Annotated in this window: 18 protein-coding genes; 5 read left to right on the forward strand and 13 right to left on the reverse strand. The window is 66.9% G+C overall.

Translation table 11 applies throughout. The features are described from left to right. The first annotated feature begins 66 nt into the window (after positions 1 to 66). From H6844_19635 to thpR, 3 genes are read left to right on the forward strand one after another with little or no spacing between them, the layout of a single operon-like run. Positions 67 to 660 carry an arylesterase gene (locus H6844_19635; protein MCB9931614.1) on the forward strand — a complete coding sequence of 198 codons (594 nt, stop codon included), beginning with the start codon at positions 67 to 69 and terminating at the stop codon, positions 658 to 660. Next, the gene (locus H6844_19640) at positions 657 to 1,823 is read left to right on the forward strand and encodes an FIST C-terminal domain-containing protein (GenBank protein ID MCB9931615.1); all 1,167 of its coding nucleotides are present in this window, start codon (positions 657 to 659) and stop codon (positions 1,821 to 1,823) included. Before H6844_19635 ends, H6844_19640 begins: the two co-directional genes overlap by 4 nt. A gap of 12 nt (positions 1,824 to 1,835) precedes the next feature. After that, the gene (gene thpR, locus H6844_19645) at positions 1,836 to 2,381 is read left to right on the forward strand and encodes an RNA 2',3'-cyclic phosphodiesterase (GenBank protein MCB9931616.1); all 546 of its coding nucleotides are present in this window, start codon (positions 1,836 to 1,838) and stop codon (positions 2,379 to 2,381) included. 281 nt (positions 2,382 to 2,662) lie between these two features. Here thpR and H6844_19650 read toward each other — a convergent pair whose 3' ends face one another. From H6844_19650 to dctP, 6 genes are all read right to left on the reverse strand, one after another. Further along, positions 2,663 to 3,067, reverse strand: coding sequence for a rhodanese-like domain-containing protein (locus H6844_19650; GenBank protein ID MCB9931617.1), 405 nt, complete (start codon positions 3,065 to 3,067; stop codon positions 2,663 to 2,665). A gap of 25 nt (positions 3,068 to 3,092) precedes the next feature. Next, positions 3,093 to 4,457, reverse strand: a complete 1,365-nt coding sequence (locus H6844_19655; GenBank protein MCB9931618.1) for a TRAP transporter large permease — start codon at positions 4,455 to 4,457, stop codon at positions 3,093 to 3,095. Beyond that, complete coding sequence (locus H6844_19660) at positions 4,458 to 5,135, reverse strand: TRAP transporter small permease (protein ID MCB9931619.1); 678 nt, start codon at positions 5,133 to 5,135, stop codon at positions 4,458 to 4,460. A gap of 86 nt (positions 5,136 to 5,221) precedes the next feature. Continuing rightward, complete coding sequence (locus H6844_19665; protein ID MCB9931620.1) at positions 5,222 to 5,542, reverse strand: hypothetical protein; 321 nt, start codon at positions 5,540 to 5,542, stop codon at positions 5,222 to 5,224. Next, positions 5,539 to 5,871 carry a hypothetical protein gene (locus H6844_19670; protein ID MCB9931621.1) on the reverse strand — a complete coding sequence of 111 codons (333 nt, stop codon included), beginning with the start codon at positions 5,869 to 5,871 and terminating at the stop codon, positions 5,539 to 5,541. Before H6844_19670 ends, H6844_19665 begins: the two co-directional genes overlap by 4 nt. Before the next feature lie 174 nt (positions 5,872 to 6,045). Beyond that, complete coding sequence (gene dctP / locus H6844_19675; protein MCB9931622.1) at positions 6,046 to 7,086, reverse strand: TRAP transporter substrate-binding protein DctP; 1,041 nt, start codon at positions 7,084 to 7,086, stop codon at positions 6,046 to 6,048. 326 nt (positions 7,087 to 7,412) lie between these two features. Between dctP and H6844_19680 the strand changes: the two genes are divergently transcribed. Next, positions 7,413 to 7,982 carry a manganese efflux pump gene (locus H6844_19680; GenBank protein MCB9931623.1) on the forward strand — a complete coding sequence of 190 codons (570 nt, stop codon included), beginning with the start codon at positions 7,413 to 7,415 and terminating at the stop codon, positions 7,980 to 7,982. 9 nt (positions 7,983 to 7,991) lie between these two features. Here H6844_19680 and H6844_19685 read toward each other — a convergent pair whose 3' ends face one another. After that, positions 7,992 to 8,789 carry an aspartate dehydrogenase gene (locus tag H6844_19685; GenBank protein ID MCB9931624.1) on the reverse strand — a complete coding sequence of 266 codons (798 nt, stop codon included), beginning with the start codon at positions 8,787 to 8,789 and terminating at the stop codon, positions 7,992 to 7,994. 74 nt (positions 8,790 to 8,863) lie between these two features. Between H6844_19685 and H6844_19690 the strand changes: the two genes are divergently transcribed. Further along, on the forward strand, positions 8,864 to 9,697 hold the full coding sequence (locus H6844_19690) for an enoyl-CoA hydratase/isomerase family protein (protein ID MCB9931625.1): 834 nt from the start codon (positions 8,864 to 8,866) through the stop codon (positions 9,695 to 9,697). Positions 9,698 to 9,724: 27 nt separating this feature from the next. Here H6844_19690 and H6844_19695 read toward each other — a convergent pair whose 3' ends face one another. The 6 genes from H6844_19695 to moeB all read right to left on the reverse strand — a co-directional run bounded on the left by H6844_19695 (position 9,725) and on the right by moeB (position 14,936). Then, positions 9,725 to 10,243 (reverse strand): hypothetical protein, encoded by a 519-nt coding sequence (locus H6844_19695; protein ID MCB9931626.1) that lies wholly within the window; start codon positions 10,241 to 10,243, stop codon positions 9,725 to 9,727. Positions 10,244 to 10,248: 5 nt separating this feature from the next. Continuing rightward, positions 10,249 to 11,052, reverse strand: coding sequence for a hypothetical protein (locus H6844_19700; GenBank protein ID MCB9931627.1), 804 nt, complete (start codon positions 11,050 to 11,052; stop codon positions 10,249 to 10,251). Positions 11,053 to 11,067: 15 nt separating this feature from the next. Next, on the reverse strand, positions 11,068 to 11,514 hold the full coding sequence (locus tag H6844_19705; GenBank protein MCB9931628.1) for a hypothetical protein: 447 nt from the start codon (positions 11,512 to 11,514) through the stop codon (positions 11,068 to 11,070). Between the two features lie 46 nt (positions 11,515 to 11,560). Further along, positions 11,561 to 13,675: an acetate--CoA ligase family protein gene (locus tag H6844_19710; protein MCB9931629.1), complete on the reverse strand. Its 2,115-nt coding sequence runs from the start codon at positions 13,673 to 13,675 to the stop codon at positions 11,561 to 11,563. A gap of 78 nt (positions 13,676 to 13,753) precedes the next feature. After that, positions 13,754 to 14,149: a DsrE family protein gene (locus tag H6844_19715; GenBank protein ID MCB9931630.1), complete on the reverse strand. Its 396-nt coding sequence runs from the start codon at positions 14,147 to 14,149 to the stop codon at positions 13,754 to 13,756. Next, a complete protein-coding gene (gene moeB, locus H6844_19720) occupies positions 14,142 to 14,936 on the reverse strand; it encodes a molybdopterin-synthase adenylyltransferase MoeB (protein ID MCB9931631.1) in 795 nt (264 codons plus the stop codon). Before moeB ends, H6844_19715 begins: the two co-directional genes overlap by 8 nt. Between the last annotated feature and the right edge of the window lie 157 nt (positions 14,937 to 15,093).

Raw genomic sequence — 15,093 nt, forward strand, 5'->3', positions numbered from 1 at the left:
CCGGGTAAGCCTCTTCGCCGATATGGCGTTCGCCGGGCTCTGATCAACCTTTTGCTGGTGGGGCTCATCGTCTGCCTGCCGCCGCTGGCGGAGGCGGCCGGCAAGCGGCTGCTGCTGTTGGGCGACAGCCTGACGGCCGGCTATGGCCTGCCGACGGAGGACGGGTTCGCCGCCCAGTTGCAACGGGCCCTTGCGGATCGCGGCCTGGACGTGGCGGTGCTGAACGCCGGCGTTTCCGGCGATACGTCCGCGGGCGGCCTGGCCCGGCTCGACTGGTCGCTGGCCGAGAAGCCGACCCATGCGGTGGTGGAACTGGGGGCGAACGATGCGCTGCGCGGGCTCTCGCCCCAGGCGATGGAGCAAAATCTGGATGCCATCATCCGCCGCCTGCAAGAGGCCGGCGTGACGGTGCTGCTGGCCGGCATGCGCGCGCCCGCCAATCTGGGGCCGGACTACCGCGACGCGTTCGAAGGCGCCTATACCCGCCTGGCGGCCCAGTATGGCATTGGCCTGTATCCGTTTTTTCTGAAAGGGTTGCCGGGACACCCCGAATTGATTCAGAGTGACGGACTGCACCCGAACGTGGCGGGGGTCGCGGTGATTGTCGCGAACATCCTGCCGGCGGTGGAAACTCTGTTGGCAAAGGAACAGGCGCGATGACGGACCTTGCCACAACACTGGCGATCGCCGCCGGCCACGGCGCCGGTTCCGACTGGCGCCAGGCGATGGCGGCGACATTGCAGCGGCTCGGCGCGGTGCCGACCGGGGCGAATCTGGGCGTGGTCTATGCCAGCGACGCGCTGGTGGACAATCTGGGCGCGGTGGTCGCGACCCTGCGCCAGGAAACCGGCATCGCCCACTGGGTTGGCTGTGTCGGCATGGGCGTGATGGGCCTGTCGCTGCCCGCGCCCTCCGATGCGACCGGCCAGGGCGACGGCGACGAGTATTTCGCCATTCCCGCGCTCAGCGTGCTGACCATGCGCCTGCCGCCGGACTCGTTCCGGCTGATCCCGGCGCAGCCCGACGCCGATGCCTATTTCAGTGCCGAGGACGACGACTGGCTCGCGGTTTCCCGCCCCAGCATCGGCCTGATCCATGCGGACCCGCATCACCAGCACCTGACCGAACTCATCGGCGACCTGGCCGAGCATGCGGGCTATCTGGTGGGCGGCCTGTCCTCCTCCCAGGGCATGATGCCGGTGATCGCCGACGATATCGAGGTCGGCGTCGCCTCCGGCGTGCTGTTCGCGGCCGGCCTGGGCATCAAGACCAGCCTGACCCAGGGGTGTCTGCCCATCGGCCCGGCCCGGGCGGTCACCCGCGTGCACGAAAACCTGTTGATCGAGCTGGAAGGGGAAGGCGCGCTCGCCTGCCTGTACCAGGACCTGGGCAGCGACAAGGTCGAGGATCTGCGCGCCGTTGCCGAGAGCCTGCACGCGGCCTTTCCGGTGCCGGGGTCGGATGCGGCCGACTATACCGTGCGCAACCTGACCGGCATCGACCTGGCCCAGGGGCTGGTGGGCGTGGCCGCCACTCCCGATCCGGGCGACCGGGTCCTGTTCTGCCTGCGCGACACGAACGCGGCGCGCCAGGACCTGCAACGCATGCTGGCCGCCCTCGCCGCCCGCCTGGAGGGACCGCCGAAAGGCGGCATCTATGTCTCGTGCCTGGCACGGGGGCCGAACCTGTTCGCGCACCGGGAGGAGTTGAAGTTGATCCGCGAGGCGCTGGGCGATTTTCCGCTGGCCGGCTTCTATGCCAATGGCGAGATCGCGAACAATCGCATCTATGGCTATACCGGCGTCCTGACCCTGTTCGTCTGAGACGGAGCGCGCATGCGCCTGTTCGTGGCCCTGTCCTTGCCGCCGGGGGTGGTGGCGGCGCTGGAGCGGATCCAGCAGGGGGTTCCCGGCGCCCGCTGGGTGCCGCCGGAAAACATGCACCTGACCCTGCGCTTTATCGGCGAGGCCGATGGCGCCCTGTTCGAGGACCTGATCGAAGCGCTGGCCGAAGTCACCGTGCCGGCCTTCGACCTGGAAATCGCCAGCGTCGGCCATTTCGAGAGCCGGCGCCTGCCGACGGCGCTCTGGGCCGGGGTGCGGCCGCAGCCGGCGCTGAAGCAACTCCAGGCCAAGGTGGAGCGGGCCTGCCAGGCCGTGGGCCTGGCGCCCGAGGCGCGGAAGTTCGCGCCCCATGTCACGCTGGCGCGGCTCGGCAATACGGATGTGGGGCGGGTCTCTGCCTTTTTGCAGCGCTACAGCCTGTTCGAGGCCGGGTCGGTGCCCGTGCAAGGCTTCAACCTCTATTCGAGCCATCTGGGCAAGGGCCAGCCCCTCTATCGCGTGGAAGTCGAATACCTGTTCGACATGCCGGTGGATTAGGCGGGTGGATTAGTGCGGATTCTTTTCCAGCTGGCTCACCCCCCCATCTTCCCTGTCCTCGCGCAAGCGGGAGCCCATGCCTGAGAGACCAATACACCGTCCGTGTCCTGTGAGAAGCTCTCAGGCATGGGCTCCCGCTTGCGCGGGAGATGGGGCAGGAGAATGGGTCAGCCAGTACCGAAAACGCTCTAGGTCGGCGCATCCTATCGCCCAGCCATGACAAACCCCGCCGGACGTCGGTCCGGCGGGGTTTGCGCAACACACAGCGGGCGGGGCCGGGTTTAGCCCTTTTTCTCCCGCTTCTCGACCGGGCCGCCGCTTTCGCGCCACTTGGTGAAGCCGCCCTCGATGTGGGCGACATTCTCCATGCCCATCTCGGTGAGCCGGTCGGTGGCCAGCGCCGAGCGCCAGGCGCTGGCGCAATAGAACAGGTATTGCTTGCTCTCGTCGTTCAGGTTCGCCCGGAAATAGGGGCTTTCCGGGTCGACCCAGAATTCCAGCATGCCGCGCGGCGCGTGGACCGCGCCGGCGACCATGCCGTCGCGCTCCAGTTCGCGCACGTCGCGGATGTCGACGAACACGACGTCGTCGCGGCCGTGCATTTTGATCGCCTCTTCGACCGGAACGGTCTTGATGCGCGCATTGGCTTCTTCGAGAAGCTGTTTGATACCTTTTTTCATCGCCATTGGCGTTACTCCTTTCGAGACGGGGTTACCCGTTAAACATTTGGTTCGGCAGCCACAGCACAATACCCGGGAATGCGATGAACAGCGCCACGGTGAGGACGTCGCAGATGAAGAACCACCAGATGCCCTTGAAAATATCCAGCAGCGGAATGTCCGGGCGCACGCCGGCGACAACGAAGCAGTTCATGCCGATCGGCGGGGTGATCAGGCAGATCTCCACCATTTTCACGACGATGATGCCGAACCAGACCGCATCGAAGCCCAGGGAAATCACGATGGGCTGGACCAGCGGCAAGGTCAACAGCAGCATGCCGATGGCGTCCATGAACATGCCGAGGACGGCGTACATCAGCAGGATGATCAGCAGGATCCAGTAGCGGTTCAGGTCGAGGCCCGTGACCATGTCCTGCAATTCCGCCGGCAATTGCGAGAAGCCGAGGAAGCGGACCAGGATCAGAATGCCCCAGACGATGGTGATGATCATCACCGCCGTGCGGGCCGATTCCGTCAGGCCATGGGTGAACTGCTTCCAGGTCATGCCGTGGGCGAGCGCCAGGCAGAAGATGACGAACGCACCGACCGCGCCGGACTCTGTCGGCGTCATCCAGCCGCTGTAGATGCCGCCCATGATGATGGCGACGACGGCGATGATGCCCCACATCTGGCCGAGCGACCGGAACTTGACCCCCCAGCTGGCGCTGACGGTCGGGCCGGCCAGCTTGGGGTTGATCTTGACCCGCACCCAGATCGATGCCGCATAGACGATGGCGGAGAGAATGCCGGGGATGAAGCCGGCCATCAGCAGGCGGCCGACGCTCTCTTCGACGATGATCGCGTAGATCACCAGAATGCCCGACGGCGGGATCAGCGAGGCCAGCGTGCCGCCCGCGGCCACCACGCCGGCGGCGAAGCCGGGCCGGTAGCCGTATTTCAGCATTTCCGGAATGGCGATGCGGCTGAACACGGCCGCCGTGGCGGTCGAGGCGCCGGAGACCGCGGCGAATGCGGCGGTGGCGAACACGGTCGCGACGCCCAGGCCGCCGGCCATGCCGCCGAACCACATGCGCATGCAATAGAACGCGCCCTGGGTCAGGCGGGCATGGAAGGCCATATAGCCGATCAGGATGAACATCGGCAGCACGCTGAGCGAGTAGTGCGCCAGTTCCTCGAACGGCACGGTGCCGGCAATGCCGATGCCGGGGTCGAAGCCGGCGACGAAGGCGTCCCACAAGGTGCCTTCGCCGGGAATGACGCGAGTCACGCCGATGGACATGACGAGGCCCAGCAGGCCGACAAGAGCGCCGGCATAGGCGACGTGCATGCCGATGACGACGAGCACGGCCAGAACGACGACGCCGGCAATGCCGAGCGTAAGCGGTTCGATCAACATCTAGCGGCGCTCCTCGTCCCGTCGGGCCCCGAAGCGCTCTTCGCGTTCCAGTTCTTCTTCCACGTCTTCATCGCTGATGGCATCGCGGGCCGCTTCGGCTTCCGCCTCGGCGATCTCTTCGATGTCATGGCGTTGCGGCACCGCATAGACCGGGGCGGCCGGGTTCTGCAGCATGCGAAGATAGCCGCAGAAAGAGATGAGCAATCGGCCCAGCAGGATGACGAAGCCGATGCAGATGATCAGCTTCGGCGGCCAGATCGGCAGTTCCACGTCCATGGTGCTGTCGCCGATCTCGTAGGCGCGCAGGAAGTGGAAATAGGTGCCGTAGATCATCAGCACGCAGATCAGGATCGTCGCCAGGTTGCTGAGGAACTCGAACAGCCAGTAGGCCCGTCCCCGCAGCGTGTTGATGACGATTTCCATGCGCACATGCCCCGCCACGCGCTGGCAATAGGCCAGGCCGAAAAAGCCCATGGTCGGGATCGAGATCTCGACCAGGTCCGCCTGGCCGTGGATGGGCGAGTTGAACAGCTTGCGCGCGACGACTTCCGCGCAGGCGAGCAACATCAAGGAAAACAACAAGGTCGCCGCGACGTAGTTCAGTGCTTTTTCCATGCCGTGATAGGCTTGGTCGATTTTGTAAAGCACGGAATCGGCGGGCGCGTCGGCGGTACTCATCTGGGCCACTCCGCGAAGCCGGGTTGAAAGGGAAAAACCGCAGGCGGGTCGGCTCTCTGGCCGCCCGCCCGCAATCGGATGTGTCGCTATTTGTCGGCGTTCTTTTTCGCCGACGTCAAGATCAGGTTCAGCAATTCGTCACCGTTATAGCCAAATTCTTCGGTCATTTGCCTGGCCCAGTCATGCCAGACCGGTTCGCCGCCGGCCTTCTCGAACGCCGTCCGTTCGGTCTTGCCGATCTTCACCTCGGTCAGGCCGCGCTCCCGCATCATTTTCGGCACGGAGACCTCTTTCGCCGTGTAGGCGGCGATCTGGGCCGGATAGGCCTGGTCGGAGCGTTTGAACTCCCAGACCAGGTCCTTGTATTGCTGCGGCAGGCGGTTGTAAGCGTCGGTGTTGAACATCATGCCACACGCAATCGAACCGATGTCGAGCCCGCTGGTGAACCAGGTTCCCAGCTCATAGGTGCGATAGCTCTCGTGCGCGTAATAGGCAAAGCCGGCGGCGTCGACAGGGTTCCCCAGTTCAATCCGACGGTGAACCGGCCGCCCGTGCGCTCGTCCATGTATTTGGCGAAGTTCTCATAGATCCGGCTGGAGGCGCGGGGTTTGCCCCAGCCGGAATAATTCCAGTGCACGCGCGGGCCGTCGACCGTTTCGGCCGCGCGGGCGGTGACCGCCGGTGCGCCCAGCGCAACCAGCGTGAGCGCAACCATCGTGTTGAGAAGTCTCCTCATGGCGTTCCTCCATTGCTGTATTTGTTTGTTGCGACACCGGAATCCAGCGTCGCGGCAAACTATAATGGCTTGCAGGTTGGCCCTGCAAGCCGAGGAGGTATTGCCGACGTTTCATCCTGCCCATCACTGCGGCCGCGGACCGGTTGGTCTGTGGCCGCAGCGTCGGGCCGGTCCTTAGAGGTTTTTGCTCTTTTCCGCGAGTTCGAGGATCAGGTTCATCAGCCGCTGGCCGTCATACCCGGTCTCGTTCATCTTGGCGACCCATTCGGCCCAAACCGGCTTGCCGGCGGCTTCGACGAACTGGGCCCGCTCTTCCGGGTTGATTTTGACTTCCGTCAGGCCGCGTTCGATGAACTTGGCCGGCATCGCGCCTTCCGCGGCGTTCAGCGCCGCGATCTGGGCCGGATAGCCTTCCGGTTCGTTGTCGAACTCGCTCAGCAACGCCTGATACTGCTTCGGCAGGCTGTTGTAGGCATCGATGTTCCAGAGCGAGCCGCAGTGGATCGAGCCCAGGGCCAGGCCGCTGGTGAACCAGTTGCCCAGTTCCCAGGTGCGATAGCTGTCATGGGCGTAATAGGCGAAGGCGGCCGCGTCGATCAGGCCACGGTCGAGCGAGACATAGACTTCCGGCGCCGGCACGCTGGTCGGCACCGCGCCCAGCTTCGCCATCGCGCTGCCCTGCGCGCCCAGCGCGCGGATGCGCATGCCCTTCCAGTCTTCAAGGTGTTTCGGCGGGGTGCCCTTGCCCACCACTTCATAAAGCGGCAGCAGCGAGGCCATGTGGTAGCGGGTGTTCCACTTCTTGGCTTCCTTCACCAGCACCGGGTCGGTCATGTAGGCGTCGGTGACGGCGCGCAGCTGGTCCAGGTTCGCAATCGGCAGGAAGGGCAGGTCGAGGCCGGTGAAGGCCGGGAATTTCGCCGGATAGTAGGGGGCGCAATAAGACCCGCCCTGGAAGGCGCCGAGCTTCAGGCCGTCCGGGATCGACTTCGCCGGCGACAGGGTGCCCCAATGCAGTTGCAGCGTGAACTTGCCGCCGGTTTTCTCCGGCAGCCACTTCGCCATATTCTCCAGCGCCGTGGTCACCGCACGCGGCTTGCCCCACAGGGCGTAATTCCAATGGACGCGCGGACCGTCGACGGTTTCCGCAGCCTGGGCAGCGCCAACAAAAGCGACGGCAGCGGCCGCCACTCCAAGCAAAAGTTTCCTCATCATTTTGATCTCGTTTGAACAGAGGGGCGGAGGCCGAAGGTTCGGCGGTTGAAGCGGCGCGACTATACCCATGAACCCTCTTCGCCGCCAAGCCCGTTTGCCAACGTATGTCAATGGGTCCGGCCGCCCTGTGCAGGGCCAGACGGGGCCGTGGCACCGGGCAAGGGGAGCCCGAAATGAACATCTGTCGCATGTCTTCATTTGAAAGATAGATATTCAAAAGTTAGCCTTGGCTAAATTGATTGGCCAAGTATAGTGACAAATTATCATTTTGAGTATTTTGCGATTGCGGGTATATTGGGTTCAGCTTCCGCAATAGATGTTTGAACATGTTCACCACTGCCACCTTCGCCTTTGCCCTCAGCCTGTCCGCCGATGCCTTCGCGGTGTCGCTGGCGAAAGGGGCGCAGTTCCCGCATCTGCCGGTGCGGCGCTCGCTGCTGATCGCCGCCGGCTTTGCGGTGCTGGAGGCGCTGACGCCGCTGGTCGGCTGGCTGATCGGCAGCGGCCTCGGCCCCTGGCTGGTCGAGGTCGATCACTGGCTGGCTTTTGCCATCCTGGCCGTGCTGGGCATTCGCATGATCTGGCAGGCGGCCGGCACGACCGGGGACGCGGGCCCGGCGGCGATGGTGGCGCCGAGCCTGGCCGCCTTGGCGGCGGCCGCGTTCGGGTCCAGCGTCGACGGGTTTGCGGTCGGCATGACGTTTGCGCTGATGACCGAGCGGATCGTGCCCATGCTGCTGGCGGTCGTCGCCGTGACCTTTGCCATGGCCTGGGTCGGCCTGCGGCTGGGGCATGTCGCCGGCAGCCGGCTGGGGGCGGTGGTGCAGGCGCTGGGCGGCCTGGGCCTGATCGCCATCGGCACGAAAATCCTGCTGGAGCATTTGGTCATCGGCTGATCGCCGCCCTCACGCCCCCACAATCAGCGGCGAGGAGAGCTGCCGCACCGTCTTGATCAGGGCCATGGCGACGATGCGGCCGGTCTTCCGGTTGGCGTCCGACGGCAGCACGTCCTCCTCGAATGCGAACCGGCCGAACGCGCCCTCGGCCTCGATCCGCACCACATGGGTGGCGATGGTCGGGTCGGCGACGATGACCAGTTCGGTCCGCTCCGGCCCGATGCCGGCCAGCGCGGTCGCCATGGAAATGTTGACATTGCCCGGATAGAGCGGTGCGCCGTCGGCCACCGGGCCGCGAAACGCCTCGAACGGCTCGGCGAGGGCGCCGAGATCGCAGAGCGCCTCCGCCGGCGTGCCGCGCCAGCTTTCCACGTCCTTGCGCACGGTGATGCGGACCCGGTCGAGGCCGCCCACCGCGGCGCCCGCCAGAATGTCGAGCGCGCCGATGCCGGCCGACGGGATCACCAGCCGCCGGCCGGCCGCGCGCGCCGCCGTCTCCAGCCGCGCCCTGAGCGCCGCATCGGCCAGCGCGCCGACGGCGGTGACGTACAGGTCCGCCCCCGCCCGCAGCGCGGCCTCGCCATGGGCGCGGACGGCGCCGTGGCCGGCACACTCGATCACCGCGTCCATGGGGGCAGCGAAGAACGCGGTCGCGTCGGCGGTGAGCGGCAGGCCCGGCGGCGGCTCGCGCGGCGTCTGCACCAGCACGCCGGCCAGGTGCGCGTCGCCCGCCCGTCCGTCCCGGATCGCCGTCGCCAACTCCCGGCCGATGGCACCATGGCCGATTACTCCGATCCGCACCGTCATTGCTTGTCTCGCCTTGCCTTTCTGTGTGAGGGGCGCGATGGTGACGGAAATTCTCTTGCAAAGGAACGCCCCCGATGACAGCCCGTCATGCCCTGTTCGAGGTCTCCGACGAGATCGCCACCATCACCCTCAACCGGCCGGAGGCGAAGAACGCGCTCTCCAACGAAATGCGGGACGACCTGAACGCGGCGCTGGCCGAATGCCAGGAGCGGGCCGGCCGCGACGTCAAGGCGGTCATCATCACCGGGGCCGGCGGCGCCTTCTGTGCCGGCGGCGACGTCAAGGGCATGGGCGACCGCTCCAAGGACCCGATCGCCAACCGCTCCCGCATGCGCGACAGCCACGACACCATGTACCAGCTCGTGCACCTGGAACTGCCGGTGATCGCGCTGGTGGATGGCCCGGCGGCCGGCGCCGGCGCCAATATCGCCCTGTCGGCGGATTTCGTGCTGGCGACGCCGCGCGCCATGTTCATGCAGGCCTTCGGCCGCATCGGCCTGGTGCCGGACTGGGGCGGCTTCTATGTGCTGCCGCGCCTGGTCGGCCTGCAGACGGCCAAGGAATTGGTGTTCACCGCCCGCAAGGTCTATGCCGAAGAGGCCAAGGAACTGGGGCTGGTCTACAAGATCGTCGGCCAGGACACCGCCATGGCCGAGGCCCGCGCCTTTGCCGGCCGCTTCCGCAACGCATCCACCAGCGCCATCGGCATCGCCAAGAACATCCTGAACCAGGCCCACAACCAGGATCACCGCACGCTGCTGGAGCTGGAAGCGTCCGGCCAGTCGATTGCGCGCATGAGCGAGTTCCACAAGGAAGCCGTGCGCCGCTTCCGCGAGAAAGAGCCGTCCCTGTTCGACTGGGAGGCGCTGGACCGCGCCGACGCCGGCGTCAAGACCGCGGCGGAATAGCTGGCCACGCCCGATGGAGCCGGGCGGCTAAAGCCCGAGGGCGGAGCGGAAGCGGCGCAGCAGGGTTTTGCGCGCGGCCTCCGTCCCCGCCCCGACGGCCGCCGCCACCACCGGCGTCCAGAGCCAGGGGCCGGCCAGGTTGAGCCAGCCGGCCACGGTGGCGCTGTGCTCCCCCCAGAGCAGCGCCCCGCCCGAGGCCAGGGAGAGCCCACTGCCGCCCGCCAGACACACCCGCCCGGCCAGCAGGCCGCGCAGCAGCCAGGCCAGGCGACGGCACAAGGTGCGGAACTCGCTGGCGAGGGCGGTGCTTTGCCGGTCCACCGCAGCGAAATGGGCGGCCACCAGCGCCGGATCGGCGCCGGGGCGAACCTTGGTGACGATGTCGCCGTCGAACTGGATCAGGGTCCGGGCAACCAAAGCCGCCTCCTGAGCCAATGCCGCGTTCTGAGCCGATGGGGCAGCGTCGGGCAGAGGGGTTTCGACGACCAACGCCCCGTCCCGCAGCAGCGTGCGGGTCAGCGGGAAGCGTTCGGCCGCGCGCGCCACGGGGCCTAGACCGCCCGCAGCAGCGCGCCCACCAGATCGCGGGCGACGCCGACCAGCGACGACCACATGTTCAGCGAGGTTTCGACGCCGCGCTGGTGGATTTCCAGGACGTAATCGCGTTGATTGCCCCGGTTCACGATGCCGGGGCTGATGCGGTTGGTGACGTCGCCTTCGATCTGGATCACGGTCTGGATCAGCACCTTTTCCGTGCCCAGTTCCCAGATCTTGCGGATCTGCGCCCGGTCCGCCTGGGAGACATTCCAGGCGCTGTCGAGCTTGCCGCGGTCCATCTCCCACAACGCGTCCGCCGGCTTGTTGTAGACCACGTCCGGGATCGGGCCGGTGGTGTCGGTCTCGCGCCGGTCCGGGGCGCTGGCGGCCTGCTGGCGCAGCACGCCGTCGATGGTCTTCGCGTCCATTTCGGGGCCGGCGCCGCTGCGCGCCTCCTGTGCCCGCCGCAGAATGCCCAGCACGGTGAGCGAGTTCTGCTGGATGCGGTTGTAGATCAGGCGCGTGCTTTGGTCGGCGGCATCGCCGGCATCCCGCATCGCCTGCGCCTTCTGGGTCGCGTGCTGCTGCACCCGTTCCAGCCGACCGATCAGCGAATGGGCGGTGCGGTCGCCGTCCACCCCGGCTTCCAGGTGCGAGCGCGTGGTGGGGTCGAAGCGTTCGTAGGCGGTGACGATGTCGTGGATCGCCAGCAGCGGCGCCGGCATTTTCTGCGCCGTCAGGCCGGGCTTCTCGATCGTGTTGATCTCCAGCTTGTGGAGGTCGGCGAGCAGATGCTCCAGCGTTGCCCGAAAGGCCATGGCCGCGGCCGCCCGTCAGCTATCGGAGCCGCCGCCACCCGCGGCGCCGCCGGCACCACCGGCCCCCTCGTGACCGGCCCCGTCCTGACCGTCCCCGGCCGCGTGCGCGCCGTCGTTCTCGGCCCGGGCCTGGGCGAGCAGGATCACCATTTCCTTGAAGGCGTCGATATTGCCTTTGACGATGCCCTCGGCCTTGCCGACCTGGGTTTCGTGGAAGGCGCGGATCGCGTTGCCGGCGTCACCGGCGAACCGGTTGTGAATCGCGGTGGTCAGATCGCCCTGGAACAGGTTGATGTCGGTGCGGATGGCGTTCAGGCCGTCCGCGGACTCCACCGGCACCCATTTGCCGGTGGCCGGATCGTACCGCAGGTTGAACTCGCCCACCGCCGTGGTGATTTCCAGGTGGGCGATATTGTTCAGGAAGTTCTCGATCTTGGTGACGAAGGTCGAAAGATTGGCCATGACGGGAGCCTCCCCTGCGGTTGCGATCGGATGGGTTCGGGTGCGGTCAGTCCGCCGTGGCGACGATCAGCGCGTCGACGGCGACGCAGCCTTCGCCCCTGGGGCGAACCAAGACCGGGTTCAGGTCGATGCTTTCCAGCGTCTCGGCATTGGCCGCCGCGAACACCGAGACCGCGGCCAGGGCTTCGGCGAGCGCGTCCACATCCGCCGGCGGCGCGCCGCGCACGCCTTCCAGCATCGGATAGCCGCGCACGCTGCGGATCATTTCGTGCGCCACGTCGACGCCGAAGGGCGCGAGGCGGAAGGTGACGTCTTTCAGCACCTCCACGAAAATGCCGCCCAGGCCGAACATCACCACCGGGCCGAACACCGGGTCGCGCTGCACGCCGATAATGGTCTCGACCCCGCCCTGGACCATGGGTGCGAACAGCACGCCCTCCAGCCGCGCGGTCGGCACGGCGGTGCGGCCCCGTTGCATCAGCGTGTCGAAGGCGGCGGCGGCCTCGGCTTCGTCGGCGATGTTCAGCAGCACGCCGCCAATCTCCGACTTGTGCTGGATGTCGGGCGAGACGATCTTGGCGACCACCGGGAAGCCGATCTCCTTTGCCGCCGCGGCGGCGGCCTCGGCCGACTGGACGATGCGCTCGTCCACCACCGGCACGCCCGCGGCGGCCAGCATTTTCTTGGCGTCGAACTCGTTCAGCTGGGCGCCGGCCTGCACCTTGGGCGCGCCGGCGGGCAGGGCGGGTGGCGCCTGGCGCACCTTGCCGCCATAGAAGGCCTCGCCGAAATGCACCATGGCCGCCATGGCATTGATGGCGCGGGCCGGGTCCTCGTAGACCAGATAGCCCAGCTCCTCCAGCGGCTGCCGCGTTTCCTGGCGGGTGAGGGCGGAGAAGGTGATGAGCCGGTCCGGGAATTCCTTCGCCACCGCCTCGAACGCCGGTTGCAGCTTCTCCATCATGGTCGGATAGAGGCCGACGCTCGCCATGAAGCAAATGGCGTTGGTGTAGCCGCCGTCGCCCAGCAGCGACTCGAACATGGGCTGCATGATGGTCGGGTCGTTGACCAGCTGGGCGGTGACGTCCAGCGGGTTGCGGGTGCCGGCGAAGGGCACCATTTCCTTCAGCCGCTTTTGCGTGCTCTCCGGCAGCGGCGGCAGGTCGAAGCCCTTGTCGGCCGCCGCATCGGCCATGATGACGCCGACGCCGCCGGAGACGGTGATCACGCCCAGGTCGCGCTTGGTCGGGAATTTCTTGGCCGAGCAGGCATAGGCGACGTCGAACATCTCGTCATAGGTGCGGGCGCGATAGACGTCGTAGTCGCGCAGCACCGCGTCGAACACCGCGTCCGAGCCGGTGAGGGAGGCCGTGTGCGAGGCCGCCGCCGCGCTGCCCACGTCGGACGTGCCGACCTTCATCAGCACCACCGGCTTCTTGTGGGCGCGGGCGATTTCCAGCGCCTCCAGCATGCGCGGCGCATCGGTGATGCCCTCCATATAGCCCATGACCACGTCGGTGTTCGGGTCCTGGGCCATGAAGGCGAGGCAGTCGGAGAAATCCACGTCGCACTGATTGCCCATGGTCGCCCACAGATTCATGCCATAGCCGCGTTCGCGCATGACCGTGTAGCAATGGGCGCCGAACGCGCCGGACTGGCTCGCGACGGAAATGCCGCCGGTCTGCGGCTTGATGCCGGCCAGGTTGGCGAAGGTGGCGATCATGCCGGTGTTGGCGTTCATGGTGCCCATGCAGTTCGGCCCCATGATGCGCAACCCGCCCTCGCGGGCAATGGCGGCGACGCGCGCCTGTTCCTTGGCGCCGGCCTCGTTGATCTCGGCAAAGCCGCTGGACAGGATGATGGCGGACTTCACGCCCTTCTCGACGCAGGCGGTGACCGCATCCAGGACCGCCGGTTGCGGCACGACGACGATGGCCATGTCCACCGGCTCGGCCACGTCGCGCAGCGAGGGCACGGCCGGCAGGCCCTGGATTTCCTTGCTGCGCGCGTTGACGGGGATGATCCGGCCCTGGAAGCCGGCGATCTTCATGTTGTCGATGGGCCGGCCGCCGATCTTGGTCGGCTCGGACGAGGCGCCGATGATGGCCACCGATTGCGGATCGAACAGGGTCCGGAGGCTCTCGGTATTGATCAGGGACATCGGCGGGCGTTCCTTGTGGTGACGATATTGGAAGTCGGTTGCGAATGCTACGCGGTGTTGCTTAGCCTGCCTAGGGGGCTAAACCCAAAGCAATTGCGCGTCGCTGCCGACATCGGCCAGGAATCCGACCACGCCCGTGACCGTCACGCCCTGCGGTACGGACATGCCGGAGGCGACCAGGCCGCTGTCGCAGGCCTGAAACCGGGCGCCGAGGGCTTCCAGGCTCTCCCACAACTCCGCGAAGCCGGCGATGCCCTTGGCGGTCAGCGCGTCGTCGTAGGCACCGGGCGCGGTGCCGTCCTCGGCCGGCAGCAGGGCGTCCAGGCCCGCCAGCGCGCGGCAGCCGGCCATGGTGAAGAACAGCGTCACCGGCCGGCCCACCGCCGCCGCCCCGGTCGCGAACAGCAGCGCGTAATGCACCCGGTCGACGCGGCCGCTCTGGATCACCAGGCCGAGGGCGGGTTGGTCAGGCATGGAGCGACAGGTCCCGAATGGTCGGCTGCTCCCCGCAAAGCGGACAGGCCGGGTTCTTGCGCAGCTTGATATTGCGCCACTCGGTGTAGAGGCCGTCATACATCAGGAACCGGCCGGAGAGGCTCTCGCCGATCCCCAGGATTTCCTTCAGCACCTCCACCGCCTGTTGCACGCCGACCGCGCCGGCGACCGCGCCGAACACGCCGGCCTCGGAGCAACTTGGCACCGTGCCGGGCGCCGGCGGCTCCGGAAACAGGCAGCGATAGCAGGGATGGCCGGTGCCCTGGTGGCTCTTGAAGGTCGACAACTGGCCCTCGAAGCGCAGCAGCGCGCCGGACACCAGGGTCTTGCCGGCCAGGTGGCAGGCGTCGTTCAGCAGATAGCGGGTCGCGAAATTGTCGGTGCCGTCGGCGACGATGGCATAGGGGGCGAGCACCTCCAGGGCGTTCGCCGCGGTCAGGCGCTCGCGGTAGACATCGACCCGCACGTCCGGATTCAGGTCGCCGATCATGCGGGCGGCACTCTCCGCCTTGGACACGCCCACGTCCCGGCTGCGGTGAATGACCTGGCGTTGCAGGTTGGAGAGGTCGACCGTGTCGCCGTCGATCACACCGATGCGGCCGACGCCGGCGGCGGCCAGGTATTGCAGCATCGGCGCGCCGAGCCCGCCGGCGCCGACCACCAGCACCGCGGCCTCCAGCAGCTTCTCCTGGCCGATGCCGCCCACCTCCGGCAGCAGGATGTGGCGGGAATAGCGTTCGAGTTGTTCGTCGGTCCAGTCGATCATGGGGTCACCATATCTTCATCTGGCGTCATTGCTCCGGCTTCGTCTCGCAACGACGCCGGAACGAACACTAGCACCAACTCCCGAGGGCGTCATTGCGAGGACGCAGCGCGGCCGAAGCAATCCACCCACGCGGTCATTGGTCATGATGTGTACTGCG

Source organism: Alphaproteobacteria bacterium, assembly GCA_020638555.1.
Lineage (GTDB): Bacteria > Pseudomonadota > Alphaproteobacteria > Bin95 > Bin95 > JACKII01.